The organism is Corynebacterium vitaeruminis, from assembly GCF_001054325.1.
Classification (GTDB): Bacteria; Actinomycetota; Actinomycetes; order Mycobacteriales; family Mycobacteriaceae; genus Corynebacterium; species Corynebacterium vitaeruminis_A.
On sequence record NZ_JVVM01000016.1, the window covers coordinates 21,952 to 47,584 of the forward strand.

Genomic DNA, 25,633 nt, shown 5'->3' on the forward strand with positions numbered 1-25,633 from the left:
CGCGTCCGAGGCATCGATTGTTCCGTTCCTGTCACCAGAAGTTACGGCACAACTCCGGCTATGGTTTGGGTTGTGCGTACGCTCAGTCTGCTTTCCGTCAATCCCCACGACCCGACCGCCATCCTGCCCGACCTCCGCGCCGCGCTGGACGGCGAGGTCTCCTTGCTTCCCGTTCCGCTTCACGACGGCACGCGCGCCTCAATCTTGCGGAACTCGCAACGCGCAGGTGAGCCGATTGATGATTCCATCGCACTTGTTGTCGGCACCTCCGGTTCCACCGGCACACCGAAGGGTGCACAGCTGACGGTGGAGAACTTGGTCTCCTCTGCTGCCGCTACACATCAGTGGCTCGGCGGTGAAGGACAGTGGCTGCTGGCGATGCCGGCCTACCATATCGCTGGCCTGCAGGTTCTCATTCGATCTCTGCTCGCGGGCACGGATCCGCTGTGCGTGGATGTGACAGACGGTTTTGATGTAGCCGCATTCGCCGACGGCGCCGAGGCCCTCACCGCCGACCGCGCTTACACTTCACTGGCTCCTATGCAGCTGGCCAAGGCCATGGAAGAACCCTTTGGTGCGGCCGCCTTGCGCCGTTTCGACGCCGTCCTCGTCGGCGGCGCGGCCTTGAACCCGCAGGTAGCAGCGCGCGCGGAGGAGCTCGGCATCAATGTTGTAACCACCTACGGTTCCTCCGAGACAGCCGGCGGCTGCGTCTATGACGGACAGCCCATCGAGGGTGCACAGGTCGCCATCGAAAATGATCGCGTTTGGCTGGGCGGACCGATGATTGCACACGGTTACCGCAACGCGCCCGGTCACGAGGCTTTCCATAAACCAGATTGGTTCGCCACCTCCGATGCGGGCGAGATCCGCGATGGCCGACTCGTCATCACGGGACGATTGGACACCATTATCGACTCCGGCGGGTTGAAGCTGCATCCCGAAGTCCTCGAACGTGAACTGCTCGCCATCGACGGCGTTACGGGAGCCTGCGTGGTGGGCGTGCCACACCCACGGCTCGGTCACGCCATTGTCGCAGCGTATGAAGGTACCGCGGAGCTCGGCGATATTATGGACGGCCTCGGCGATGCCGAAGATGCCGGGCGAATCAATCACTGGATGATTCCCAAGGACCTGCGACGCGTGGATGCTCTGCCGCTGATTGGGCCGGGCAAGGTCGACCGGAAGAAAGTCGCGGCGCTCTTTTAATCTTTTGCCTTCCAGCCTTTAAGCCACTCGAACCCGCGTTAGTTCAAGGCATTTGGTGTCACGTCCTATTATTAATTCATGTCTGAAGCACCAAAGAGTCCTGCAACGGCGTCGTTAAGCGATTGGCTGGAAGGCGCGCGCCCCCATACCTGGGCGAATGCGTTTGCGCCGGTCATAGTCGGTGTCGGAGCGGCATCGGCACACGCGCCGATTATTTGGGGGCGTGCGGTGCTCGCGCTGATTGTCGCGTGGGCGCTGATTGTGGGCGTGAACTTCGCCAACGACTATTCCGACGGCATCCGCGGCACTGACGATGACCGCTCAGGCCCGCTGCGCCTGACTGGTTCTGGGCTGGTGGAGCCGAAGGTTGTGAAGTACGCGGCATTCGGCGCCTTTGGTGTCGCGGGTCTTGCCGGTGTGGCGCTGTCTTTGATGAGCGCGTGGTGGCTCATTCTGGTTGGCGCGCTGTGCATCGCGGCGGCGTGGTTCTACACCGGCGGTAAAAATCCTTACGGTTATCGCGGTCTTGGCGAGGTCTCGGTTTTCGTTTTCTTCGGTCTCGTCGCGGTGCTTGGCACAGAGTTCACTCAGACTGGCTCGCTGTCCTGGGTCGGCTTGGCCTGCGCAATTGGTATCGGTTCGGTGTCCTCTGCCGTAAACCTGGCGAACAACTTGCGCGACATCCCCACCGACGCCGCTACCGGCAAGATCACCCTGGCGGTTCGCCTAGGCGACTTCCGCACCCGCATCGTCTGGCAGATTCTCGCCATCATGCCTGCCCTGGCCAGCATTTTTATCGCTTTCTGGCATCCGTGGGCGTTGGTGGGTCTACTCATCGTGCCGCTGTGGGTGAAGGCCTCCGAGCCGATCCGCATGCATAAGAAGGGCAAGGCACTCATCCCGGTACTGGGGCTTACCGGCAAGATGATGCTCGCGTGGTCCGTCATCACGGCGCTGGCACTTGCACTCAGCTAAGGAGTACCGATGGACTTCCGCGCACTGACGCACAAGACGCTTGACGACGTCCAGAAGGCTACAACCCGAATAGGTGACACAGCAGCCAAGGCTCCAGCTTTCGTCCGCAGCGCTGCTCTGCGTTTGACCAGTTCGGGACGTCGACGACTGGCACTGGAGCACGGCGCGCTGCATTCACAGACCCGTGAACCGGGCCTGACTGATCTTACGGCCACCGGTGTAGTAGATATCAAGACCACACCGGTCACAGCCGACATTGCGGCCAAGGATGATGAGCGGGAGGCCAGTGACAAACCGGATACTGTCACCACCGATATTCCGGTGCACTGGTATGAGGTTGAGCCTGAAAACCCCGCCAACGACCCCGTGACCATCGTCTTTATCCACGGCTTCACCCTGGCTGGCGAGTCCTGGTACCGGCAGTTCAACGCGCTGCGGAAGTCACACCCGGAAGCACACCTGTTGACTATGGATCTACGCGGCCACGGCCAGACCGGTGCGGTTCCGGCTTCACTCTGTACGGTCGAGGGTGCTGCGGCCGATGCGCTAGCCGTGATTGCGGAGCGTGCCGCGACCGGAAAACTCATCGTGGTTGGGCATTCGCTCGGCGGTTTGATTGCACTGCACATGGCGCGGGCTGCCGAGGAAAGCATTCGCTGTCGGATAGCGGGTGTGGTGTTGATTTCCACGTCCATCGACAAGCTTGCCGCCCAGGGGGTACCGCAGATTCTCGCTTCCCCGGTAGCGGATGCGGCACGCAATGCGATTGAGTCCTCGCCGAAGGAGATTCGCAAGTTCCGCGAGGCAATCGCAGCATTGATGGCGCCGTCGTTGGCAGTCGCCGTGTTCGCCCGGCGCACGGACTACGAAATCATCGAATTCCATGCGGCCATGATTAATGAGACACCGCTGGAGACTTTCGTAGGCTACCTCGATGACCTGCAGGACCATGACGAGTTCGCTGCCGGACCTTACTTGGCGGGGTTACCGGGAGCGGTGCTGGTGGGCACGAAGGACGATGTCACTCCCCGCAAGCAAGCAGACCTCATTATGGAAAAGTGGCCGGACGCCGAACTGGTGGAAGTCGACGGTGCCGGCCACATGTTGCCGCTGGAAGCGCCGGATGCGGTGAACCGGGCAATCGAGCGGGTGCTGGAAAAGGTGCAGGAAAGCAGCTAGAGCAGAGCGCTAGTTTTCCTCGCGGTCCTTAATCTGCTGCGCGATGTATTCCTTGTGTGCGCGGCGATTCTCCGACCACACGGCAACCGATTCATTGGCCTGGACGCGCAGCTTCGGGAACACAAAAACCGACAGCGGCATCGAAATAATCAGCGCAAACACAGCCGTAATTGCCGCCGGAATCCGCACGTTTACGAAGTAAATGATGGCGAGCAGAATGAAGAAAAGCACCAGGAACAGCAGCAGACGAGCAAGGCCGTACCAGAACAGACCCTTCATGGCATTGCCGCGACCAGCATTCTTGGAGCCAGGAGTTGATGGCTTCGAAGCTTCTCTAGTCGAAGCCGGAGCCGGAGTCGACTCCCCTTCAGCCTCAGAAGCCAACTTGTCCTGCTCTGCTGGATTGGTCATTAAACCCTCACCTCTACGTGTTACGCCTGTGCTGCGCCCGACGTTGTTAGCGCCCCATGGCTGTTAGTGTCCAACGTTCCTTTGTACCCTAACGAGCTCTGTACGCCGTACCGCCTGCGGTGCGATACCCCTCGTGGGCACTACGGGACTCGTTGCGTATTCTAGTCGGTAAATCCAGGAGGTTAGCTATTACATGGGTCGGCTCATTCTGCTGCTGTTCATCATCCTTGTCGTAGTCATGCTGTGGAAAGCATTTGGCCCCGGCAGTCGCGGCAACGGCATGCGACGTATTTCTGCTCCGCAACCGGAACCCCGTCCACTCGCTCCCGACGATGATCCGGAGTTCCTCTGGAAGCTCAAGAAGGCCGAATTCGATCGCCGCAAGCGTGAGCAAGAGCTACAGGAACGTCGCGAACGCGAGCAGCGCGACCAAGGCAACCAGGGCGACGTGCCCAATAGCCCCGATGATTCCGGCGAAACCGACTAAACGTCCTTACCGCGCAGCAACAACTGCTGCAGGTACTCCCCGTAGCCGCTGGCGCTGAGGGCATCGGCACGCACGCTAAGCGCTGCATCGTCGATGAATCCCATGCGCCACGCCACCTCTTCCGGCGAACCAATCTTTAAACCCTGGCGCTGCTCAATCGTGCGCACGAAATCACCCGCGGCCATCAGATTGTCCACCGTGCCCGTATCCAGCCACGCCGTGCCGCGCGGCAGCACCTCTACCCGTAGTTTTCCGCGCTCCAAGTAGGCGCGGTTAACATCCGTGATTTCCAATTCGCCGCGTGACGACGGTTCCAGCGAGCGAGCTATTTCAACAACATCGGCGTCATAAAAGTACAAACCCGGCACCGCGAAGTGGCTGCGAGGTTTCTTCGGCTTCTCCTGAATCGCCACGGCCTTGCCGCTTTGGTCGAAGTCCACTACTCCATAGGCGGTGGGATCTGCGACCCAGTAGGCGAAGATTGCTCCGCCATCGACGTCATGGAAGCGACGCAGCTGCGTGCCCAGGCCGGCGCCGTAGAAAATATTGTCACCGAGGATGAGCGCAACGGAGTCATCGCCGATGTGATCCGCGCCGATGATGAACGCTTCTGCGAGACCACGAGGCTCATCTTGGGTGGCAAAGGTGAGGTTGAGGCCCCACTGCGAGCCGTCGCCAAGCAAGCGCTCAAACTGCGGGGCATCATGTGGCGTGGTGATGACGAGGATGTCCCTGATTCCCGCGAGCATCAGTGTGCTCAGCGGGTAATAAATCATCGGCTTGTCATAGACGGGAACCAGCTGCTTGCTGACACCAAGCGTGATTGGAAACAGCCGAGAACCCGTGCCACCTGCGAGGATGATTCCCTTCATAGTGCTCGCGCCTTTCTGCCTTACTGCCCAGCCGCTTCGTTGGCGATGGCCCACTCGTCGCGAGCCATGTTCTCAAGGTCCTTGCAGTCAAACTCACTGGGGAGCTTATTGCCCTGCGCCTCGAACTGCTCGATGGTCGGAGCTTTCTGATCGCGCTCGGAGAGAATCATGTCCGCTTCGATGAGACCCCCCTTGGCCAGCAGTGCGGCCAGGTCAATTCCGAGAGTCGGGTCCTGGATACTGACAGCACGCTCAGCCTCCGGGTTGTAGCCGGTGGAAGTGAGGTAGGTGAGCACGGAGTCGTCGGCAAGCGAAACGAAACCATGACCGATGCCGTTGGGCAGATAGACCACGCGGCGGGTCTTGCTGTCGAGCTCGAAGACCTCAACCTTGCCGAAGGTATCCGAGCCGCGACGCAGATCAACCGCAATGTCGAGGATGTGGCCCGCGGGACAGGTGACCAGCTTCGCCTGGCCGGGGTGACCATCTAGCGCGGTACTGACGTCTGCGAAGTGAAGGCCACGGACAACACCCGCCGCGGAGACACTCATGTTGGCCTGCTCCGGAAAGAACGGGTAGCCCGTGGCCTCGCCGAATGCGTCGAGGCGATACCACTCGTGGAAACTACCGCGGCTGTCGCCGTGGATGACCGGCTCGAAGGTGAAAACGCCATCGATGGAAGTGGGCTGGAATGTGCTCTTAGGGCTCATGGGTAACAAGTGTAGACGCGAGGGACGGGTTCGGACTGGTGGTGGGTTGGGTATGGGCTGGGTAGTCGCCGAGCCGAAATTAGCGTTTAACGGCATTCATGCGGGGGTTGTTGCCCTAAGGTCTCGATTTGTGTGTCCTTTTAAGTGAACCCACACTTCTTGACCTGGGAGTTTCTAATCTGAAGCCCACACAAATCGAGACCTTAGGGAAAAATGGCCCGAATTTGAGGCTTATTTGTTAATCCTGAATACGAAAACAACGTTTAACGCCATTCACAAGGGGTGTTTTGACGCAGACTCGCATGTTTGGTGGGCTTCAGATTAGAAACTCCCAGGTCAGATTCACCCAAAAGCCCGAAAATGCCACCAAACATGCGAGTCTGGGTATTTTGGGCCTGTTTTGAGCCCTTTACCTGGTGCGCATGGGAACTATATTGCAGGGCGTGGCTGAAGTGACGCATAGGGCGTACCAAGTAACTGGGGCGTACCAAGTAACCGGGGTGCACCAGGTAACCGGGGTGCTGGCTAGGCAGAGCCCAACCAACCCAAAACCAGCCCAACCAACCCAAACCAGCCCAGCCAGAACTACAACTCCTGCTCGCGCTCAGCGTAGCCAGTCTCAGCGGCATCGTAGGCCACGGCCCACCAGGACTCGTTGGCGCGATACCAGTCGATGGTCTCGGCGAGGCCTGCCGAAAAGTCCTGATAACGCGGCTGCCAGCCAAGGCTGCGGATGGATGCAGGATCAATCGCATAACGACGGTCATGCCCCGGGCGGTCAGTGACATGAACGAAGTCAGTGCGCGCGCGACCGAAGCCCTCCAAGATGTCACCGACCACGTCGAGGTTGGAACGCTCACCATCGGCACCAATGAGGTAGGTCTCCCCCACCTCACCGGAATCCAGGATTATCCAGACCGCATCGTTGTGGTCATCGACGTGAATCCAGTCCCGAACATTTTCACCGGTGCCGTACACGCGAGGCCTGCGCCCACGGAGCAGACCACAAATCTGCCGGGGAATCAGCTTCTCCGGATGCTGCCTAGGACCGTAGTTGTTCGAGCAGTTACTAATCGTCGCAGCCAGCCCAAAGCTACGCACCCACGCCCGGACAAAGTGGTCCGCAGAAGCCTTAGAGGCCGAATAGGGGCTAGAGGGTTTGTACGCGGTGGCCGTCGTAAAGCGTGCTGGATCGTCGAGAGCAAGATCGCCGAAGACCTCATCAGTGGAGATGTGGTGGAGGCGAACATCGTGGGTGGCGCAGGCCTTCGCCAGATTCACGGTGCCCAGCACATTGGTGGTGACAAATGGATCGGCATTCACCAGCGAGTTGTCGTTGTGGCTCTCGGCGGCGAAGTGGACGACGGCATCGAAGCGGGGCACGAGGCGATCGATCAGCTCCGCGTCACGAACATCGCCGCGGATGATCTCACAGTCCGTGCCTTCCAAGCTCGCTGGGTTCGCGGCATAGGTGAAAGCGTCAAGTACCGTGACATTCACATCGGGCCGTGTAGCCAGAGTGCGGAGAACAAAGTTGGAACCAATAAAGCCGGCACCACCGGTGACGAGAACGCGCATGGAAGCGATTCTAGTTCACCCGGCGATGCCGGCTTGTACGTGTGTGATTGGCTTAGTTCAGGCCAGCGTAGGAGTGCAGACCCGAGACCACCATATTGATGAAGAAGAGGTTGAACACCATGGTCGCAAAACCGAAGATGTTAATCCACGCGGCCTTAGTGTTGCGCCAGCCAGAGGTTGCGCGAGCGTGCAGGTACAGGGCGTAGACGATCCAGGAGATCAGAGCCGTGGTCTCCTTCGGATCCCAGCCCCAGTAACGCCCCCATGCGGACTCCGCCCAGATAGCGCCCAGCACAATGCCCAGGCCGAACAGCGGGAAGGACCAAATAGCGGTGCGGTAGGCAATCGCATCCAGCTTCTGCGCGTCCGGTAGCGGCGAGACCAGCTTGCCCAGGAAACCCTTTTCGCTGCCCTTGCGGTTGTACATCCGCAGCATGTAGAGAATCGACGCAACACCCGAAATCAGTGCAATACTGCAGCCGATAGCGATGATGGACACGTGAATCGGCAGCCAAATCGACTGCAGTGCCGGCACCACCGGTGCAGCCTCAGCGTAGAGCTTCCTACCGCCGTAGAACATCAGAGCCAGAATTGGAGCCAGCATCCACGGCCAGAACACACGCATGGTCTCGCGGTGCAGGACACCCGCACCAACGACCATCGCAAACAGAATGGAGACCGAAATGTACTCGTAGAGGTTGCCCCACGGGAAACGCTGCACAGCCAGGCCACGCAGTAGCACCGATGCAAAGTGCACGGCTACACCGACGTAAATCAGCATTTCCGCCACAACGCCAAGCTTCTGTGTCAGCGCCTGATTCTTAACGACGCTTGCCGATGCCTTCGTCTCCGACTCCACCGAGTTAGCGACACTAGCGGTGGTAGCTCCATCACCAGCACCAGCGGCTACCAGCTCGCGTTCCGCAACCTGGCTCTTAGCTTCAGCGACCGCGATACGACGGCTGTAGTAGGCAATGGAAACAACAAAGGCCACAAGATAAAAGGCGAAGGCCGTGAAGTACGACCAGTCCGAAAACTGCGCCAGTGTCTTATTGACGAGCATGTACTTGGCTCCAAAGTGTGGAATTAGCGGAATACTTCTTCAAACCCTAGTACTAAAGCGGGGCTAAGCAAAAGGGGGCCGGACACGGAGGACACGAAAGAGTTGCGTGGAGGTGCAATCTTCACCCCCGCGCATTCACCCCCTGCAGTGGATGAATCGGCCTTAGCGGCTAGTTAGTTGTTGGCTCTCTTGCCTTTACTGTCCTCGTCATCACTACCGTTGTCCGCCGCATCAATGTCCACAGTGTCCTGGTCGGCAGAGTCGGCGTCATCGCTGTCGCGTTCCAGGATGTCATCCACGATGTACTGGAACTCCTCGCCCCAACCGGCCTTGTCCGTGCGAGCCAGGCCACCGAACTCAACGCGAGTGCGGCCATCTTCCAGCGGGAACATGCGCACCCACACGCGCCGACGCTTAATACCCAGCGACATCACCATGCCCGCCAGTGCAGCCACAGTCGCCACCAGCACCCAGAACTGCGTGGGATCGTGCGAGATCTGCAAGTTGACAAATTCCTTCGCGCCGAGGAATTCAATCTTGGTGCCGTCGGCAAGCTCGGTGGATTCGCCCTGCTTGAGGTTGACGCGGGCTTCCTTGGCTAGCTGACCCGAGTGCATCAGGTCGCGGTCGAGGGAGAACAGGCCCTGCGAGCGACCAGTGTCCAGGCCCGCGTCGCCACGGTAGATATCGACAGCCACGGCCGGGTCTTGCATAGCCGGGTAAGAGGACTGCAGCAGAGCACCCTTTTCACCGGTGAACTCGGCCGTCGGAGCGAACAGGCCCTCGATGGCGATCTGGTTCTGGCGGCGCTCGAACAGGTCCGGGTACATGCCTGCCGGCGGATCGAAGCGCAGCGCGCCTGAAGACAGGAAGAAGGTCGGGTCATCCGGGCGGAACTGAACAATCGAGGTACGCGACTCACCATTCGGCCAGGTCACCTTGAATGCCGGTGCAAAGCCGTGCCCCTGCAGATACACACGGTCACCGGCGATGCGCAGAGGGTGGTTGACCTGCAGAGTGGTCTTCTCCCACTCATCGACCGGCTTACGCATATCCTCCTCTTCTGCGAATCGGATGTGCGAGGTAAACATCTTGGCCTGGCCGTTCGGCAGGTAATCGGCAGCAAAGTCCTCGACCTGAATACAGAACGGGTTCAGAGTCGTACCGTCGAAGGTGTTGCCCGAGCGCAGCGAGTCATAGTTCGCCGCAGCGGTGTTACAGAACGGAACGCCCACCGCGCTGTTGACGTTGTCATCAGAAATTTCGGTGCCGGTGTTGGTCAGCAAAATGACCTGGCCCTCGTAATAAATCATGCGGCCCAAGCCGACGATGATGATCAGCAGCGCAATGCCCAGGTGGAATACCAAGTTGCCAAGCTCACGCAGGTAGCCCTTCTCCGCGGAAAAGGAGCGTGCCCCGGCGCGGTCTTCATCTGCTGGGGTTTCGGTCAACGCCCACTTGTTCAGGCGCTCACGCACCCGCTCAGAAACTTCGTCCGCGGAAGCATCGACCACGGCTTCGTCGTGAAGCGGAAGACGCGCCAACCGTTTCGGCGCCCTAGCCGGTGGCGTCTTCATGGCCTTGTAGTGGTCGATGGTGCGCGGAATAATGCAGCCGACCAGGGAAATCAGTAGCAATGCCACGATGGCGACGAACCAGACGGACGAGAAGACATCGAAAAGCTGCAGCTTATCCATGATCTCGGCGGTCTTGCCGTTGGCGGCAAGATACTGGTCGACCTTGTCCTTATTCAGCGAGCGCTGCGGCAACAGGGCGCCGGGAACCGCTGCGAAAGCGAGGATGAACAGCAGAATCAGCGCCGTACGCATGCTGGTCAACCAGTTCCAGACCTGCTGGAAGGGCTGTCGTACCTTATTCCAATTCACCGACATTGAAAAAATCTTTCATTAAATTGGCGTTACCGTATCAGTAATAAAAGCGGCCTGAACCCAGGCAACAAAAACATCCCACAGTCCTGTGACCAGGGCAATTCCCACCAGCACCAGCGCCACACCACCGATGATCTGAATGGTTCGCGAGTGCTTGCGCAGAAAATCCACTCCCCGCATCGCACGTGCCGACCCCAGCGCCACCAAAATGAACGGCAGCCCCAGCCCCAGGCAGTAGGCGATAATAAGTGCCACTCCTCTGGCCGCGGTCATGCCCTGCGTACCTGCGGACACCGAAATAATTGCAGTCAGTGTCGGCCCCAGACACGGCGTCCACCCCAGCGCGAACACTGCGCCGAGTAGTGGCGCTCCCAGCCACGTGGTCCAGCGCTTCGGCGTCATGCGGGTGTCCTTCTGCAGGGCTGGCACCATGCCCATGAAGGCGAGTCCCATCACGATGGTCACCACGCCACCGACAATCGTCAGCGTGCGCGCCTGCAAACGCAATGTGGACACGAGCCCGAAAATCGAGGCCGACCCCAGCACGAAAATGACAGTAAAGCCCAACACGAACAGCAACGCAGCCAGGCCGACGCGGGCAGTTGCGGAACGCTTGCCACGGCCTCCATCGCTGTCACGCTTATCGACGGCGGTTGCGTCCGCAATGTCCGTCGTCACGCCATTGCCCTGCGCCCCCGATGCTCCGGAAATACCGGTGAGATATGAGACATAGCCGGGCACGAGCGGGATGACGCACGGGCTGGCGAAGGAGACCAGACCGGCCAGCGCAGCGGCGAGTAACCCCAACAGAATGGGGCCGCCGGTGGCGGCATCGGCGAACTGTTGGCCGATGCCATCGGCAAGAAAGGTCGTGTCCATGGCAAGAGTTCCCATGCTGGGGCCTAGCCCTCCGCCTTCACTTCATTGACGGCCTTCATCAGCATGGTGTGGTCGACCTCGCGGAGGAAAACCTTGGCCGGGCGGTGCTGCTTGTCCAGGATGATGGTCGTCGGAATCACCGATGCCGGGATACCGCCGAGCGCGGCGGCGTTGACGAATGCCGGGTCATAGATGGACGGGTAAGTAATACCGTTGTCCTTCACAAAGTCGACGGGGGCTTGGCGGACGTTGTCGCGGACGTTGATGCCGAGGACAGTGCCGATGCCTTCCTCTTCCATCTGTTCCTGGACGTACTGCAGGTCATCGGATTCAGAGCGACACGGTGCACACCACTGTCCCCATGCATTGAGGACCACAATCTGATCCTTGAAGTCATCGAGGGAGATCTTCTTGTCGTCGTCCTCCAGAGAAGGACCGAAGACATTGCCGACCGGCTTGCGCTCCTCCGGTGCGTAATCAATGATCTGCTGACCACCCGGAGAAACGAACTCGAACTGACCGCCGACGGCAACGGCGTCGTGTCCCACTGACTCTCCGGGGTTACATGCTGCGAGCGACAGAGACAGAGTTGCTGCCGCTAGCGTTGCTGCAATTCGGGACGATGAGACCTTGGCCACCTGGGGTGCCACCTTCCGGGGGTCAGTGAAACTTCAACAAAACTATTTATTCACCTTACAGGTGACCGGCTGGCTCACTGTAGCGCACGTCGACAATGGTGTCGCCGACGAAGACAAAGGAGGTCACACTAGCCAGATCACACTGTCTGGTTGCCGGGTTGTGAGCCAGCTTCAAGTACCGCGCACGACGCTGAGCGGCGATGATGCACAGCTGGTGGGTCACCAGAACTGCTTCTGCGCCCTCGGCGGCCTCACGGGCGCGCTCGATGGCATAGAACATGCGATCCGCGATCTCCTCGTACGGTTCGCCCCAACTCGGCACACTCGGACGACGCAGCCGTGGCCAGTACTTCGGATTCCACAGTGCAGAGTCAATGCCCTTGATGTGCAAGCCCTCAAAGGTGTTGCCAGCCTCCAGGAGATCTTCATCCAGGATTGGTTTCGTACCAATTACCTCGGTGAATGGCTTAGAGGTCTCCTGCGTGCGCTGCAGCGGAGAGCAGGCGAAGTAGCGGATGCCGTGGCCTTCGAAGGACGAGGCCGTGGCTGCTGCCTGGCGCTGACCGCGCTCAGACAGGTGCCAGCCGGGCAGGCGTCCATAGAGAATTTTATCCGGGTTATAAACCTCGCCGTGGCGGACGAGATGTACAACCGTGGTCTTGGCGTGCTTTGTTGCACGCTTAGACGTCTGATTCTCCGGCTGCGTCGGCTGCGGTTCCTGCTGTGCTGCCTGCTGCGCGGCCTGCGAATTGGTCTTGTTCGACACGTGTCACCTACTCCGGCTTGGCAGCTGCCGCCGCCTCTGCCGCACGGGCTGCCGCACGCTCGATAATCTCGAAGTCAGCGTCGGTGAGTGCGGCGGAGACGAACCAGGTTTCGTAGCAGGAAGCCGGCGGGTAGACACCATTGGCCAGCAGGGCATGGAAGAAGGCGGGGTAGCGGAAAGTATCCGCTGCCTGCATCTGCTCAAAGTTGTGGCCCTCGCCCTCGGCGAAGCGCGGCGAGAGCATAGTGCCCGCGCGCTGAATATGGTGGGCAACACCCTGCTTGGTCAGGGCATCGGACAGAATCGTGGCCAGGCGATCTGCGTTGGCCGCAACGGTGTCATAGACATCCTTCGTGGCGTTTTCCAGGTTGGCCAGGCCAGCTGCCATAGCGACCGGGTTACCGGAGAGCGTGCCTGCCTGGTACACCGGACCGTTCGGGGCCAGGTATTCCATGACATCGCGGCGACCGCCGAAGGCGGCTGCGGGGAGACCACCGGAGACGACCTTGCCGAAGGTGGTCAGGTCACCGGCCACACCATCAATGCCGTACCAGCCGTTGTAAGAAGTACGGAAGCCGGTCATAACCTCGTCGAGAATCAGCAGCGCGCCGTCGGCGTGGCAGATTTCCTTCAGCTTCGCGTTGAAGTTGTCCTGCGGTGCGACGGTGCCCATGTTGCCCGCTGCCGCCTCGGTGATAACACAGGCAATTTCGCCCGGGTTCTCAGCGAATGCGGCCTTGACGGCCTCATTGTCGTTGTACGGAACGACAATGGTGTCGGCGGCCGATGCACCGGTGACACCCGGCGAATCCGGCAGACCAAAAGTAGCGACACCAGAACCGGCCGATGCCAGCAGCGCATCCACGTGACCGTGGTAACAGCCGGCGAACTTGATGATTTTGGAACGGCCAGTGAAACCGCGAGCCAGACGAACTGCGGACATGGTGGCCTCAGTGCCCGAGTTGACCAGACGCACCTCATCCACCGACGTGCGCTCAACGATGTGACGAGCCAGGTCGGTCTCGGCCGTCGTCGGAGCGCCGAAAGACAGACCGCGGGTGGCGGCACTCTGAACGGCCTCCACCACTGCCGGGTGCGCGTGGCCCAGAATCATCGGACCCCAGGAGCAGACCAGGTCCACGTATTCATTGCCATCAACATCCACGAGACGAGAGCCCGTGGCGTGGTCAATGAAACGTGGGGTGCCACCGACGGAGCCGAAGGCGCGCACCGGCGAGTTCACGCCACCCGGCGTAACCGCCTGAGCCTGCGTAAAGAACTCTGCCGAACGATCGGTGAGCTCGACGTTTTCTGGGACATGAGGAGCATTAATGTCTTGAGTCACGGTGACCATCGTAGACGGCCACCCGGATCAAGGGCTACCCTGTCCTACCAACGCCCCAGCTTCACCCTGAACAGATGCTTGCGGCGAGACGACACTCGACGGGAACGCCAATCAATCCACAGGCTGGAGAAAACCATCAGTAGCGATGCCAACAGCGGATGAATCAGACCGGTCATGCCCAGCAGGATGACCGCAACGTTGTAAAACCACGCAAAGTAGATATTGGAGTCCATCATTCGCGCCACAGCGCGAGCGATTTCAATGGCCTCCGGAATCGACAACACGTTGTTGCGCAGTGCCACAACATCTGCGTAATCGACATCAAGGTCCTGCTTACCTTCGGTGTTGTCCATCAACACACCCACATCAGCGGCACGCAGACAGTCTCGGACATCCTTGTCACCAACCATCACGACTGTCTCGCCGTCACTGTGAACTGAACGCACCGCAATGGCCTTGCGGGGAGCAATAATGCCCGCGAATACGCGCGAGATATTCAGTCGATCCGCAAAACGACGAGCCACTGGGTACGGATCTCGCGTGATCATCATGGTGTCCACGCCCATGTCCTCCAGCTGGTCAATGCTCTCAACCGCATCGGGCTTGATGTCCTCACCAATGGTGATGACACCACGGACCTTGCCACGCCACGACACCACCATCGGAGTACCGCCACTGAGCGCAGCCACGGCCATTTTCTCGCTGAGTGCCGTGAGATCACGCGGACGCCAAACACGCGCTTCGACAAAGCGCATCTCCAGGTTGTCGTCGGAGTCCTTCACCGGAATTTCAACCTGGCCCACGAACGCACCGTCATCGGCAATAGCGACATGCACCGTCTCAATCCAGTGCGGCACCTCGCCACCACCGGAGCCCGCATCGCGGGAAACACGGCACGCACGCACGATAGCTGCCGATGCCGGGTGGTTGCTCTCCATCATGAGAGCGCCTGCCACGCGCAGAACCAAATCCGGGTTTTCATTACGTTCGGCGGCGACATCGAGCACGTGGGTGTCGCCCTCGGTCAGCGTTCCAACGCGGTTAAAGATCACCACATCGGCGGTAGCCAACTTGCGGAAAGTCTCGTTGCCACGAATCAAAATTCCGTTATTGGCACCGGCCAGAATGCCGATGCGCTGCACGGTCGACGTTGACATTGCCAACGCCACCGGTGCGATGCCGGAAAGCATAGCCAGCGCCACCGCGAGAGCACCGCTCATTGTGCCCGTCGCCAGCCACCAACCGCAAAATGCCACGCCCGCCAACGACAGCGCCCACGGCACCAGCTCTGATGCCGAGCGCACTGCGGTCTGGTGCATCACCGTTTCTTCTCGAACCGCCTGACGCAGCCAGCGCGCCATCGATGACGCCCGGGTCTTAGAACCGGTGCGCTCCACGCGCACCTTGAGCTCCGAATCCAGGTTGATCGCGCCGGCCCAAACTTTGGAGTTGACCTTGACCTTCTGTGGCTCAACGCCGATACCGAGTAGCTGCGCATCCATCGTGGACGCACCACCGATGACCGAACCATCGACCGGAATCACCGAGTTTGATGGAACCACGATGTCATCGCCGATATTGAGCTCCGCGACCGTCACTTCCACCCGTTTTGGCTCTGCGGACTTGGCGCTCTTGCGCACCACCGTCACGTTTCGCTCAGCTGGAATCCGCAGGTTGCGCATGATCTGTCCAGTGCGCACCTTGTTGTAGCGCGTAAACATGCGGCCTGTTAGCAGCAGTACGGTCAGGCCGCAGGCAACGTCGAAGAACACCTCCGCCGAGGCACTCTCTCGATAATTGAAGGCAAACCACGTGGGCGCAGTGGTATATCCAATCTGCCCTGCCTGCCCGAAGATAAGCTGCACCAGCGACCACAACCACGCCAGCAGAATTGCAATGGAGCTCGCCCCATCCAGCGCCGACATCCGCCGACGCAGGGACGCCGCCATTGCGCGGTGGAACGGCCAGCCGCCCCACCACACCACAATCGTGGTCAGAACAATGCACATCCACTGCCAGCCCGGGAACTGCCAGTTGACGTTCAACGACGTCGCCAGCACCGGAATCGACAAGAGCAGACTTCCCCAAAATCGCTGCTTGGTCACCAGTTCACGCGCTGTGAACAGTACCTCCGCACCGCCGCCGTTTTGGCGCAAGGCCGCTTCACGACGGCGAATGCGCTCTTCCTCATTCTGCTGTGCGGCAGCCGGAACAGCGGGACGGCGGTGCTGCGACACATCCAGCCGAGTTGCGCGACGTCTAAGCGTGCTGCGCGTGAGATATGAATCGACTCCAATTTCGCGGAGAGCTTCGATGAACTGATTCGGATCGATGGCATCGGGTGCGGTAATCCACGCACGACCGGGCTTGTACACGACAGACGCCGTCACTCCCGGAAAGGATTCCAAAACATGCTCAGCACGCTCAGCGCTCTCGGCATTTTCCATGTTTTCCAGGATGAGCGCGAAAGCTGTGTTGGATTGGCCTCTGCGGTGTGCAAGCCGCTGATGAGCACTTTCATCCTCGATATTTTGACGGCTTCGTGGCAATGCCTTACGAGCTGCGACCTTGGCATCCACAATCGCTTGTTCAACGCGATTGTCCAGAGAGGTATCAAACTCACCGGTGTTACTCATGGCCTTTAAAACTTTCCGTCTAATCCTGCGGCTGATTGGCGCGCGTGAGCGTTAATTCACGATAGAGCAACAGTAGTCCACATGCCATTACCAAGCTTGGCACAATAACCCACACGGTCAGCGCGCCAGCCATAATGGCGAAAAACATGGCGAGAGCCGTGATAATCACCATGATGAGCAGGCAGTTCCGGGAAAGTTTGAACTCGGTGGCCGTCGGCAAGCAGCCACTGCCGATCAGCGAGCAGACCAGCGTCACGCTAGCAACGATGTAGATGTCGCGGCCAACGGCGGCGGGAGCCTGCGAGTAGTCGCCGGTGACCAGTATCAAGCTCAGGACAATCTGGGCGATGAGTGCGACGAAGAGCACCCACTGCCAGGGGCGACTCGGGAGGGACATCATTGCTTGGACTCCTCGGACTGCTTGGGTTGTGGCTGATCAAGCTGCTGTTTCTGCTTTGAATCAGCGCCATGCTTCGAAGCCTTCGGCAGATGCGAATCCGAGGCGTGCGGAGTCCATGGCTTCGAGGGCCGCTGATGGTCGAAGTAGTCCTTGGACTCCTTCGACGCGGCCAGCACCAGACCAGCCACCGCGGCAGTGGCGGAGGCGATGCGCACGATTCCGCTGATGAGCACGAGAGATGCCGGCACCCCCGCTTCAGAAGCCGTAGACGAGAAGAAAGACATCAGCGCCGACAACGCCAGGTAAATCGAGCCGATGACCAGCACCGTGCGCGCACCCTCGCTGCCCTTGCGCATGCGCTCGATGATGGCGAAGAACGCGATGCAGATACCCATCGCGAAAAGGAAAGCGATAACGATAGTCGCCTTCATGGCGGCATCGATTTGGCCCTCGCTGAAACCCGGGAAATTCTCCTTGGCGGTTTCGGGGCTAATCAGCATTTCCGGATGCAACCAATAGGTCACCGTCGCCACTGCGGCAAGGAGCAGCTGCAACAGGGCCGTGACCCGCCACGCCTGCCTAGCGCCTTCGACCTGCTCGGGAATTGCGGGCTTCTTCTCTTCTTTAGTCATCCGTCCACTTCTCGATATTAATTACTGCACTTTCACCCCAGTGGATTAGAACTGGGCACGCAGCTTCTTCGCCAAGTCCACCGCTGCGTAGGTCAAAATCTGCTCCGCACCGGCACGGCGAATACTCAGTACTGCTTCCATCATCGCAGCATCCAGGTCAATCCACCCGTTGGCGGCAGCGGCGTGAATCATCGCGTACTCACCGGAAACCTGGTAGGCGGCGACTGGCACCGGCGACATATCCGCAACCTCGCGCAGAATGTCCAGGTAGCTCATGGCCGGCTTGACCATCACCATGTCTGCGCCCTCGTCAACGTCGAGCTGCACTTCAAGCAGAGACTCACGACGGTTTGCCGGATCCTGCTGGTAGGTACGACGATCGCCCTTAAGCGAGCTGCCCACGGCTTCACGGAATGGACCGTAGAAGGCGGAGGCGTACTTTGCCGAGTACGCCATGATGGAGACATCCTCATGACCAGCGGCGTCCAGGCCCTCGCGGATGGCGGCGATCTGACCGTCCATCATGCCCGATGGCGACACGATGTGCGCACCAGCATCGGCCTGAGCAACCGCCATCTTGACGTAATTAATCAGCGTGCGGTCATTTTCAACGACCGTGTTGCCGAAACGGTCCGTTGCCAGAACACCACAGTGACCGTGATCGGTGAACTCATCCAGGCAAGTGTCGGCCATGATTAGAATGTCATCACCGAACTCGTCGCGGAGACGACGCAGAGCGCGGTTGAGAACGCCCTCCGGATTCCAGGACTCAGAGCCTTCACCATCCTTATCCGCATCCAGCGGGACACCGAAGAGGTCAACCGCCGAGATACCTGCCTCGACAGCCTCTCGCACAGCCTCCACCAGGGAGTCCTCGGTGTGCTGAACTACTCCGGGGAGGGAGCTGATTGGCTTCGGCTCATCAATCCCATCCGCCACAAACATCGGCAGGATGAGGTTCTTCGGAGTCAGTGTCGTCTCCGCCGTCATCGCACGCATCACCGGGTTGGTGCGCAGCCTGCGCGGGCGACGAATCGGGATAGGAAATCCAAACTGGTCGAAATCGATTTCGCGGGATGATTCAGAAGCTCCAGATGTAGTCATAAAGACAACCTTAATCAAAACGCGAACTCGCCCCGATTCGCCCCGGCTTAGGCCTTGGTCTTACGCGAACGACGACGCTTTTTGCGCGGCGGTGGCAGTTGCCCTGCAGCCCGCAATTGCGCAACATGCTCTGCCAGCGCGTCCACCAGCTCCGGGATGCTTGCTCGCTCCGGCACGACATCTACACGCAGGCCGTACTCGCGGGCAGTGGCTGCGGCCATCGGCCCGATGCAGGCGATGATAGTGCGAGCATGCGGCTTGCCAGCAATGCCGACCAGGTTCTTCACCGTCGAACCCGAGGTAAAGCACACGGCATCAAAGCCACCGGACTTAATCATGTCGCGGATATCCGCACTCGGTGGTGCTGCCCGCACGGTACGGTAAGCGACCACATCATCAACTTCCCAGCCCAGGTCAATCAGACCGTCGACAAGCACGTCGGTGCCGATGTCGGCGCGCGGCAGCAGAACGCGGTTGACCGGATCGAGGTCTTCGATGTACTCCGGGAACACGTCGACGATGCCCGCGGCGTTCTGACGGGTGTCATCCGGAAGCAACTCCGGAGTGATGCCGAGATCGCGAATAGCAGCGGCGGTGCGGTGACCGACGGCTGCGATGCGAACCCCAGCGAAAGAGCGCGCATCCAAGCCGAATGCCTGGAACTTCTCCCACACTGCGTTGACAGCGTTGACCGAAGTGAAGACAACCCACTGGTAGCGGCCGTCGACAAGCCCCTTGATGGCGCGTTCCATCTGCGCCGGGCTGCGCGGCGGCTCAATCGAGATGGTCGGCACCTCGATTGGGATAGCGCCGTGGCCAACGAGACGAGCACTCATCGGTCCCGCCTGCGCCTTGGCGCGTGGGACCAGCACCTTCCAGCCGTAGAGGGCGCGGTTTTCCCACCACGAGTACTTTGAACGATTGTCCACGCCCTTGCCAAGTGTGACCACCAGCGGACCGGTCAGGTCTCCCGAGAGCTGCGCCAAGGTGCCCAGCGTGACATCGTAGGTGCGCTGCAGCCGAGTCGTACCGTTGACAGTCACCGACACCGGCAATGCTGATGGCAGCCCACGTTCACTGAGCTCAGTAGCAATAGCGGACAGATCATCCTGCACAGCCTGCAGCACCAGCGGCTGCGGTGCCTGTGCCAGCTCGTCCCAGTCCACATCGGCTCGTCCCAGGTCGGTTTCCGTGTACGTCGAGCCCAACGCGATACCGGCAAATGCCGGAACGGTGGAGGGCACGGACATGCCCGGAACGATCTGGAACTCTACCTCGGCGTGCGAGACCTCGTTGATCTCGGCCAGCAGCGAATCGTTGGTCAGCGGATTGCCCGCAACCAGGCGCACCACATCATTGCCCTTGGCTGCCTCTTCGACGAGCAGGTCGGCCATCTTCTTGGAATCGTCGATAGGCGTGCGCAGATCTGCGGCGGTCGGCGGTGCCGGACGTGGCGGCTTACGACGAGATCCCTTGGCTTTGGCGGCGGCGCACATGCGCTCGTACTCTTCCTCGGCTTCTTTCAGCAGCTCGGGAGGAACGGGCACATCGGTAGCGATGAGTTCTCGAACCCCCGGCATGACATCGGCGTCGACGTAGGCGATAGCGGTGTCTGCGAGAATCTCACGGGCGCGAAGCGTCAGCAGGTCGGGATTTCCAGGACCAGCGCCGACGAACAGGATGCGTCCCGTTGCTGAGGGGAGGGAGGTGTTCATCGTTGCGGAGTGATTTCTTTTCTATTGGTTGTTCACTTTTCGTGCCGATGAGTCACTAAGGAAGAAAGCGGACATGCGACAGCGCATGTGAGCGGCAGGCAGACCCCTGAATTCTCACATGCGAGCGCACGAAGGGAGCCCTTATCCCAACGGCATGCATACAGGCCTATTAGCATAAAGGGTTTGAGCCAAATTAACTAACCGGCTACTTTTGAGATTCCCGCAGGGTATCGCCCATTACCTCATGAGCACCCCGTTCGAGCAGGGCTGCCGCAACCTTCCGGCCAAGCTCATCGGCCTTATCCACGGTTGCGGTAGCGGTCTCAAGCAACTGGCGCGAACCGTCCAGAGCAAACACCCCCGCCCGCAGGGTGAGTTCACCACCATCACTCACGGTTGTGTAGGCGGCAACGGGAGCGGTGCAGCCCGCCTCCAGCTCATTGAGTACTGCGCGCTCAGCGACAGCGCGGGCATGGGACACCGGGTGGTCGATCTTGCGCAGAACATCCACAATTTCACGGTCAGCGGTGCGGCACTCCAGCGCCAGGGCGCCCTGAGCCGGGGCCGGCATGAGGACGTCTACATCCAGGGATTCCGCAATCTCCCCGAGGCGACCCGTGCGTTCCAGGCCGGCGCGCGCCAAAATGACAGCGTCCAAGTCCTCAGAGACGCGCCCCATGCGGGTTTCGATGTTTCCGCGCAGTGGTACAAGTTCCAAATCGGAGCGCAGCGCGCGCAGCTGCGAGACTCGACGCGGTGCGGAGGTCCCCACACGAGCGCCCTCCGGCAGATCCATCAGCGGTGTGGCATCGCGGGAAATCAGCGCCTCACGCGGATCGACGCGCTCCGGCACTGCGGCGACGCTCATGTCGTCTTCCGGCAGGGTCGGCAGATCCTTAAACGAGTGGACGATAATGTCACACACACCCTCGCGCAGTGCGTGACGCAGCGCCTGAGTGAAGACACCGATGCCAATCTTTTCCACCGGATCGTGGCGATTGTGGTCGCCGGCGGTTTTTACAATCACCAGCTCTGCAGGCTGTCCCAGCTCAATCAGTGCATCACGGACGTGTCCGGCCTGCGTAGTGGCCAGTTCCGAGCCCCTGGTACCGATTCGAATAGTCGCTGGGTCAGGCATGTTTTCCTCCGGGTGTTAATTTTTGGTGGTTTCAGCAGCGCCTTCAATGATGGCACTACTGTCAAGACCGTACTGCTCAAATCCCTGCATCCGCCCAATTCGGCCCTCGACCATGAGGTCTGCGGGGATATCGGTGTCAGCATACAGGCCTGTGGGGGTGGATAGGGGCAGGTCGAAGAGCTTCTGCAGCGCAAGCGCGTAGTTGCCCCCACCTTGCTGACTAGAAAGCTTCTTAACCTGCACCGTTGGTGCATGCAGGAGCTTATCGACGACGCGGCGAACCGTGGACTCGACTTCGCGACGTTCCTTTTGAGTGAGGCCCGGTGTCTTCGCCTCCAGGCGAGCGAGTTCTGCTGCAGCCACCCCCGCTGCACGCTCACGCAGAGCGCGAACAGTCGGAGCTACCTCGTTTGCGCGCTGCGCCGTGAGGTAGGACTCCAGCTCTTCAGCCACAATGTCACGCGCTGCAGCCTCATCATCACGGCCCGGAACCTCCGTGCGGGTCATCTGCAGCAGTTCGATGTTGAATAGTGCGATACCCGCCAGTCCGGAGACATCCTCCGCGACGTCGCGAGGCATAGACAGGTCAACGATGGCGAGCGGACCGTGGTCGATGACGTCGGCAGCTGAAACCACTGGAGTCATGGCTCCGGTGGCGCTGACGAGAATGTCCACATCATCGAGAACGTCAGCGAAATCATCCAATGCAATTGCGGTAGCGGGGATGCCTGCTTCGATGGAGTGGTTGGCCAGGGTCTGCGCCCGGTCAACGGTGCGGTTGGCGATGATCAAACGGTCAATGCCGCATCGCCCCAGGTAGCTGGCGGCCAGCGAGCTCATCGCACCAGCACCGAGAATCAGAGCCGAACGACCGGCCAGGATGTCGGTGCCCTCGGCCACGTCGACACCGGAGTTGAACCCTGGGTGTAGTGCGGCAATCGCCTCGTCGATGGCCACGGAGACCATCGAAGCACCAGCGTTATCAATCAGAGTTTCACTGTGCACGCGCTTACCCGTGTGCAGCGCCTTCTGCGCCAAGTCATGCAGCAGGCGACCGACCGTGCCGGCTTCGTCCGCTTCCTGGTAAGCGTTGCGAATCTGACCGATAATCTGCTGCTCTCCCAGCACCATCGAGTCCAGACCTGCACACACCGAGAATGCATGCTCCGCTGCGGCCTGTGCGTACCGGACATAGAGATGCGGTGTCAGTTCATCGAGATCGAGCCCGGTTCGACTGACGATTTCACGAACCACAGCCGATAGCCCCGAGTGGAAGCCGTCGACCACCACGTAGTACTCAACGCGGTTACAGGTCGACAGCAGCATCGCCTCGCTAATCGCCTCATCTGCGACCAAACGAGCCAAAATAGCCTCTCGCTCAGCTTCACCGACAGAAACCTTTTCAAGCAGGGTCACCGGTGCAGACCGGTACGACATTCCGACGAGAAGCACACTCACCGCTCAATCACCGCTCTATTGCTCCTTCACAAGCCCCGCCACGGGCTTTTTCACACAGCTATGACTGTTAACGCTAGACAACTCTGGCATCTCGCCACAACAAAGGCATACTTAACTTAGCCTCTACCTCGCTGTTCGCAGCGCTCTACACTCTCGTCACTGCTAAACACATTCTGCCATGTCTCCGCAGCTCTTCGCAGTTCGACAAAGCTGCCTTGCGCGCCTATTCAGCCTCCGCGATTGCTTCCAGGAGCTCATCATCATCGATCTCCCAGCAGGCGATTTCCTCATCATTGACCAAAATCACCGGCACGCGATCGCCAAATTCCATGGCCAAATCTGGGTCCGTATCGACATCTTCCACCTGGAACTGCGCATTTTGGCTTTGCACCAGTGGCTCGATCTGCGCAATTACGCGCGCACACGAGCCGCACGTCTTCCTACTCATCACCGTCACAGTCACCATAAGGGTCAGTCTAAAAGGTCGATCGTCTCGCTTTACGACGCCCCCTTCTCCACCTTTTCCCGAAAAATGCGACTCTTCTTATCTGTGTCTGATCTGCTCCTTGTCTTTCGGCGCGCAGCTTCGCCTAAAGAGCGGATACTATTCAACAAGAGCTTCCGATTACGGATGTCGGTTGCATCTTTATTGGAAGACAATTGAAAGCCATCCGAAATCACTGTGGAAAGAGATTTTCGTGCCGTGAGTGAGTTCAGTGCCGACAACCGCTCCCCCTTCCCCATCGACATTCTGGGAGACCTTGCGTCTTCGCAGGGTAACGTCCGTAATTTTCTCGAGCAGGTAGCGCTCGCTCCGCTCAATGACGAAGCACAGGAGGAAGCTGGCGCTGCAGCGGCCGCCAATGCACTGAAAGCACTCGGTGAGGTCTACGACGTCGGCGGCGAAGAGTTGGCTACTGGGTTCCGCAGTGTAGCCGGCGCCGAGGATGCCGCAGGCGGTGCGCGTGTGCTCTCTCAGCCCATTCCAGGTGTCGAACGCGATCAAGGTGCCGCCGCTTTCTTCGACGTGGACAACACCCTTGTCCAGGGCGCGTCAATCTTCCTATTTGCCATGGGCTTGGTCGAGCGCGGATTCATCAAGAAGCGCGATTTGGCCGGCATGATTTGGAAGCAGCTGAAATTCCGAATCTCGGGTGCAGAAAACGCCGCCGACGTGGCCAAGGCTCGCGAGCAGGCGCTGGAATTTTTCGCTGGCCACGACGTGAATGAGATGGTCAAGCTCGGCGAAGAGATTTTTGAAGAAAAGATCAGCGACCGCGTTTACCAGGGCACGCGCGATCTAGCGGAACTGCACATCCAGGCTGGCCAAGAGGTCTGGCTGGTCACCGCTACCCCGGTGCAGCTGGCTCAGGTTATCGCTAAGCGGATCGGTCTCACCGGTGCGCTCGGTACCGTTGCCGAGGTCAAAGACGGCAAGTTCACCGGCCGCCTGGTAGGCGATATTCTCCACGGCCCAGGTAAGAAGCATGCGGTTGCAGCTCTGGCGGCCTCATCCGGGTTGGACATGTCGCGCTGCACGGCATACTCGGATTCCGCCAACGATATTCCCATGCTGTCCATGGTGGGCACCGCCGTGGCCATCAACCCGGATCGCAAACTGCGCCACTACGCCCAGGAAATGGGCTGGACTATCTACGACTACCGTCACTTCCGCTCCGCGACCTTTGCCACGATGCGGTGGCTCTCCATCGGAGCACTACTGGCAGGAGTTGTTGGGGGCGCGGGACTCGTCGGCAAGCGACTGTGGGACGCGAACAAGGAAAGCTAAGCGCTGCTAGGAGTACTTTTTGCTACTTATCCCGTACTCGGCAGCCCACCCCCCCCAACGGCGAAACCCGCCCGATCTCAACGAGACTGGGCGGGTTTTGCTGTCTAAAAACGTGTACGCGACGCAGCACGCGCGCTCCTGCGATAACGGCAGGAATGCTGGCTTACTTGCCGAGCTTACGACGCTGCACGCGGGTACGGCGAAGCATCTTGCGGTGCTTCTTCTTCGACATGCGCTTGCGACGCTTCTTAATGACGGAACCCATCGGCTCGACCTCGCTATTCGTTGACGGAAAATTCTTTTCTTGCACAATGGCGGCGTCTTCAATGCGGCCTTACAACCGCCGAGACGTCACGCCCTTTTTTTCCTTCCGCCTTCACAGCTTGATAGCTCATGGCTTGAAGACGATAGGAAACAGGGGCGCAGCATGACACCACGTACTAATCGGATTAATCATAGCGGGGACATATGCGTTCAGGTCAAACAGCCCCGCTTAAAGGCAGAAAAATTAACCCGCGTTGTAGAAGGATGAGTCCAGGTATTCCTTGACTGCGGACTCATGGACGCGGAAAGAACGACCAACGCGCACTGCCGGCAGCTCGCCAGCGTGAACCAGGCGGTAGACGGTCATCTTGGATACGCGCATGATGTCAGCAACTTCCGCAACAGTCAGAAAGGTGCCTTTATCTGCATTCTGCATTAGTAACTATTCCCTTCAGCGCACGCGACGCGCTGCAGGCTTCCCCTCCTGCAGAAAATC

General features: G+C 59.7%; 25 protein-coding genes. 5 read left to right on the forward strand and 20 right to left on the reverse strand.

All coding sequences use genetic code 11. The annotated features are described in order from the left end of the window. Positions 1-60 precede the first annotated feature (60 nt). From menE to ADA16_RS03670, 3 genes are all read left to right on the forward strand, one after another. Positions 61-1,209 (forward strand): o-succinylbenzoate--CoA ligase, encoded by a 1,149-nt coding sequence (gene menE, locus ADA16_RS03660; RefSeq protein WP_048759290.1) that lies wholly within the window; start codon positions 61-63, stop codon positions 1,207-1,209. 78 nt (positions 1,210-1,287) lie between these two features. Continuing rightward, positions 1,288-2,184 carry a 1,4-dihydroxy-2-naphthoate polyprenyltransferase gene (locus tag ADA16_RS03665; RefSeq protein ID WP_048759291.1) on the forward strand — a complete coding sequence of 299 codons (897 nt, stop codon included), beginning with the start codon at positions 1,288-1,290 and terminating at the stop codon, positions 2,182-2,184. Between the two features lie 9 nt (positions 2,185-2,193). Next, positions 2,194-3,363 carry an alpha/beta fold hydrolase gene (locus ADA16_RS03670; protein ID WP_048759296.1) on the forward strand — a complete coding sequence of 390 codons (1,170 nt, stop codon included), beginning with the start codon at positions 2,194-2,196 and terminating at the stop codon, positions 3,361-3,363. A gap of 9 nt (positions 3,364-3,372) precedes the next feature. On the opposite strand, the gene ADA16_RS03675 is transcribed toward ADA16_RS03670, so the two are convergent. Beyond that, positions 3,373-3,774: a DUF4229 domain-containing protein gene (locus ADA16_RS03675; protein ID WP_048759298.1), complete on the reverse strand. Its 402-nt coding sequence runs from the start codon at positions 3,772-3,774 to the stop codon at positions 3,373-3,375. Positions 3,775-3,967: 193 nt separating this feature from the next. Between ADA16_RS03675 and ADA16_RS03680 the strand changes: the two genes are divergently transcribed. After that, positions 3,968-4,261 (forward strand): hypothetical protein, encoded by a 294-nt coding sequence (locus ADA16_RS03680; RefSeq protein WP_048759299.1) that lies wholly within the window; start codon positions 3,968-3,970, stop codon positions 4,259-4,261. On the opposite strand, the gene rfbA is transcribed toward ADA16_RS03680, so the two are convergent. The 17 genes from rfbA to ADA16_RS03765 form a co-directional block, all read right to left on the reverse strand. Continuing rightward, on the reverse strand, positions 4,258-5,133 hold the full coding sequence (gene rfbA, locus ADA16_RS03685) for a glucose-1-phosphate thymidylyltransferase RfbA (protein ID WP_048759301.1): 876 nt from the start codon (positions 5,131-5,133) through the stop codon (positions 4,258-4,260). The two genes, ADA16_RS03680 and rfbA, sit on opposite strands and share 4 nt — an antisense overlap. A gap of 20 nt (positions 5,134-5,153) precedes the next feature. Continuing rightward, a complete protein-coding gene (locus tag ADA16_RS03690; protein WP_048759303.1) occupies positions 5,154-5,843 on the reverse strand; it encodes a dTDP-4-dehydrorhamnose 3,5-epimerase family protein in 690 nt (229 codons plus the stop codon). A 585-nt stretch (positions 5,844-6,428) separates the two neighbouring features. Then, entirely contained in the window at positions 6,429-7,421 is a 993-nt protein-coding gene (gene rfbB / locus ADA16_RS03695) for a dTDP-glucose 4,6-dehydratase (RefSeq protein WP_048759304.1), read from the reverse strand. 52 nt (positions 7,422-7,473) lie between these two features. Beyond that, entirely contained in the window at positions 7,474-8,484 is a 1,011-nt protein-coding gene (gene ccsB / locus ADA16_RS03700; RefSeq protein ID WP_048759305.1) for a c-type cytochrome biogenesis protein CcsB, read from the reverse strand. 173 nt (positions 8,485-8,657) lie between these two features. After that, complete coding sequence (gene resB / locus ADA16_RS03705) at positions 8,658-10,376, reverse strand: cytochrome c biogenesis protein ResB (protein ID WP_048759306.1); 1,719 nt, start codon at positions 10,374-10,376, stop codon at positions 8,658-8,660. A 15-nt stretch (positions 10,377-10,391) separates the two neighbouring features. Continuing rightward, entirely contained in the window at positions 10,392-11,252 is an 861-nt protein-coding gene (locus tag ADA16_RS03710) for a cytochrome c biogenesis CcdA family protein (protein ID WP_048759307.1), read from the reverse strand. A gap of 23 nt (positions 11,253-11,275) precedes the next feature. Beyond that, positions 11,276-11,890 carry a TlpA disulfide reductase family protein gene (locus ADA16_RS03715; RefSeq protein ID WP_048759308.1) on the reverse strand — a complete coding sequence of 205 codons (615 nt, stop codon included), beginning with the start codon at positions 11,888-11,890 and terminating at the stop codon, positions 11,276-11,278. A gap of 55 nt (positions 11,891-11,945) precedes the next feature. Then, positions 11,946-12,656 (reverse strand): histidine phosphatase family protein, encoded by a 711-nt coding sequence (locus ADA16_RS03720; protein WP_082150643.1) that lies wholly within the window; start codon positions 12,654-12,656, stop codon positions 11,946-11,948. Positions 12,657-12,663: 7 nt separating this feature from the next. Further along, positions 12,664-14,010, reverse strand: a complete 1,347-nt coding sequence (gene hemL, locus ADA16_RS03725; RefSeq protein ID WP_048759309.1) for a glutamate-1-semialdehyde 2,1-aminomutase — start codon at positions 14,008-14,010, stop codon at positions 12,664-12,666. Positions 14,011-14,045: 35 nt separating this feature from the next. Beyond that, the gene (locus ADA16_RS03730) at positions 14,046-16,637 is read right to left on the reverse strand and encodes a heavy metal translocating P-type ATPase (protein ID WP_048759311.1); all 2,592 of its coding nucleotides are present in this window, start codon (positions 16,635-16,637) and stop codon (positions 14,046-14,048) included. 19 nt (positions 16,638-16,656) lie between these two features. Then, the gene (locus ADA16_RS03735) at positions 16,657-17,037 is read right to left on the reverse strand and encodes a hypothetical protein (RefSeq protein ID WP_048759315.1); all 381 of its coding nucleotides are present in this window, start codon (positions 17,035-17,037) and stop codon (positions 16,657-16,659) included. Beyond that, entirely contained in the window at positions 17,034-17,669 is a 636-nt protein-coding gene (locus ADA16_RS03740; protein WP_048759317.1) for a hypothetical protein, read from the reverse strand. Before ADA16_RS03740 ends, ADA16_RS03735 begins: the two co-directional genes overlap by 4 nt. Before the next feature lie 45 nt (positions 17,670-17,714). Next, positions 17,715-18,773 (reverse strand): porphobilinogen synthase, encoded by a 1,059-nt coding sequence (gene hemB, locus ADA16_RS03745; protein ID WP_048759318.1) that lies wholly within the window; start codon positions 18,771-18,773, stop codon positions 17,715-17,717. Positions 18,774-18,820: 47 nt separating this feature from the next. Beyond that, complete coding sequence (locus ADA16_RS03750) at positions 18,821-20,488, reverse strand: uroporphyrinogen-III synthase (protein ID WP_048759319.1); 1,668 nt, start codon at positions 20,486-20,488, stop codon at positions 18,821-18,823. A gap of 205 nt (positions 20,489-20,693) precedes the next feature. Beyond that, positions 20,694-21,626 carry a hydroxymethylbilane synthase gene (gene hemC / locus ADA16_RS03755; RefSeq protein WP_048759320.1) on the reverse strand — a complete coding sequence of 311 codons (933 nt, stop codon included), beginning with the start codon at positions 21,624-21,626 and terminating at the stop codon, positions 20,694-20,696. A gap of 15 nt (positions 21,627-21,641) precedes the next feature. Then, positions 21,642-23,084 (reverse strand): glutamyl-tRNA reductase, encoded by a 1,443-nt coding sequence (locus ADA16_RS03760; protein WP_048759322.1) that lies wholly within the window; start codon positions 23,082-23,084, stop codon positions 21,642-21,644. A gap of 223 nt (positions 23,085-23,307) precedes the next feature. Continuing rightward, positions 23,308-23,550: a glutaredoxin family protein gene (locus ADA16_RS03765; RefSeq protein WP_048759324.1), complete on the reverse strand. Its 243-nt coding sequence runs from the start codon at positions 23,548-23,550 to the stop codon at positions 23,308-23,310. A gap of 237 nt (positions 23,551-23,787) precedes the next feature. On the opposite strand from ADA16_RS03765, the gene ADA16_RS03770 reads away from it, so the two are divergent. Next, complete coding sequence (locus ADA16_RS03770; RefSeq protein WP_048759326.1) at positions 23,788-24,873, forward strand: HAD family hydrolase; 1,086 nt, start codon at positions 23,788-23,790, stop codon at positions 24,871-24,873. 163 nt (positions 24,874-25,036) lie between these two features. Here ADA16_RS03770 and ADA16_RS10920 read toward each other — a convergent pair whose 3' ends face one another. Continuing rightward, a complete protein-coding gene (locus ADA16_RS10920; RefSeq protein ID WP_003855542.1) occupies positions 25,037-25,138 on the reverse strand; it encodes a 30S ribosomal protein bS22 in 102 nt (33 codons plus the stop codon). Between the two features lie 243 nt (positions 25,139-25,381). Further along, positions 25,382-25,573: a helix-turn-helix domain-containing protein gene (locus tag ADA16_RS03775; RefSeq protein ID WP_005509751.1), complete on the reverse strand. Its 192-nt coding sequence runs from the start codon at positions 25,571-25,573 to the stop codon at positions 25,382-25,384. Positions 25,574-25,633 lie beyond the last annotated feature (60 nt).

Bases quoted from the DNA above. Each gene is read 5' to 3' on its own strand.
- menE (WP_048759290.1), top strand. From the start codon at position 61: ATGGTTTGGGTTGTGCGTACGCTCAGTCTGCTTTCCGTCAATCCCCAC.
- ADA16_RS03665 (WP_048759291.1), top strand. From the start codon at position 1,288: ATGTCTGAAGCACCAAAGAGTCCTGCAACGGCGTCGTTAAGCGATTGG.
- ADA16_RS03670 (WP_048759296.1), top strand. From the start codon at position 2,194: ATGGACTTCCGCGCACTGACGCACAAGACGCTTGACGACGTCCAGAAG.
- ADA16_RS03675 (WP_048759298.1), bottom strand. From the start codon at position 3,774: ATGACCAATCCAGCAGAGCAGGACAAGTTGGCTTCTGAGGCTGAAGGG.
- ADA16_RS03680 (WP_048759299.1), top strand. From the start codon at position 3,968: ATGGGTCGGCTCATTCTGCTGCTGTTCATCATCCTTGTCGTAGTCATG.
- rfbA (WP_048759301.1), bottom strand. From the start codon at position 5,133: ATGAAGGGAATCATCCTCGCAGGTGGCACGGGTTCTCGGCTGTTTCCA.
- ADA16_RS03690 (WP_048759303.1), bottom strand. From the start codon at position 5,843: ATGAGCCCTAAGAGCACATTCCAGCCCACTTCCATCGATGGCGTTTTC.
- rfbB (WP_048759304.1), bottom strand. From the start codon at position 7,421: ATGCGCGTTCTCGTCACCGGTGGTGCCGGCTTTATTGGTTCCAACTTT.
- ccsB (WP_048759305.1), bottom strand. From the start codon at position 8,484: ATGCTCGTCAATAAGACACTGGCGCAGTTTTCGGACTGGTCGTACTTC.
- resB (WP_048759306.1), bottom strand. From the start codon at position 10,376: ATGTCGGTGAATTGGAATAAGGTACGACAGCCCTTCCAGCAGGTCTGG.
- ADA16_RS03710 (WP_048759307.1), bottom strand. From the start codon at position 11,252: ATGGACACGACCTTTCTTGCCGATGGCATCGGCCAACAGTTCGCCGAT.
- hemL (WP_048759309.1), bottom strand. From the start codon at position 14,010: ATGGTCACCGTGACTCAAGACATTAATGCTCCTCATGTCCCAGAAAAC.
- ADA16_RS03730 (WP_048759311.1), bottom strand. From the start codon at position 16,637: ATGAGTAACACCGGTGAGTTTGATACCTCTCTGGACAATCGCGTTGAA.
- ADA16_RS03735 (WP_048759315.1), bottom strand. From the start codon at position 17,037: ATGATGTCCCTCCCGAGTCGCCCCTGGCAGTGGGTGCTCTTCGTCGCA.
- ADA16_RS03740 (WP_048759317.1), bottom strand. From the start codon at position 17,669: ATGACTAAAGAAGAGAAGAAGCCCGCAATTCCCGAGCAGGTCGAAGGC.
- hemB (WP_048759318.1), bottom strand. From the start codon at position 18,773: ATGACTACATCTGGAGCTTCTGAATCATCCCGCGAAATCGATTTCGAC.
- ADA16_RS03750 (WP_048759319.1), bottom strand. From the start codon at position 20,488: ATGAACACCTCCCTCCCCTCAGCAACGGGACGCATCCTGTTCGTCGGC.
- hemC (WP_048759320.1), bottom strand. From the start codon at position 21,626: ATGCCTGACCCAGCGACTATTCGAATCGGTACCAGGGGCTCGGAACTG.
- ADA16_RS03765 (WP_048759324.1), bottom strand. From the start codon at position 23,550: ATGGTGACTGTGACGGTGATGAGTAGGAAGACGTGCGGCTCGTGTGCG.
- ADA16_RS10920 (WP_003855542.1), bottom strand. From the start codon at position 25,138: ATGGGTTCCGTCATTAAGAAGCGTCGCAAGCGCATGTCGAAGAAGAAG.
- ADA16_RS03775 (WP_005509751.1), bottom strand. From the start codon at position 25,573: ATGCAGAATGCAGATAAAGGCACCTTTCTGACTGTTGCGGAAGTTGCT.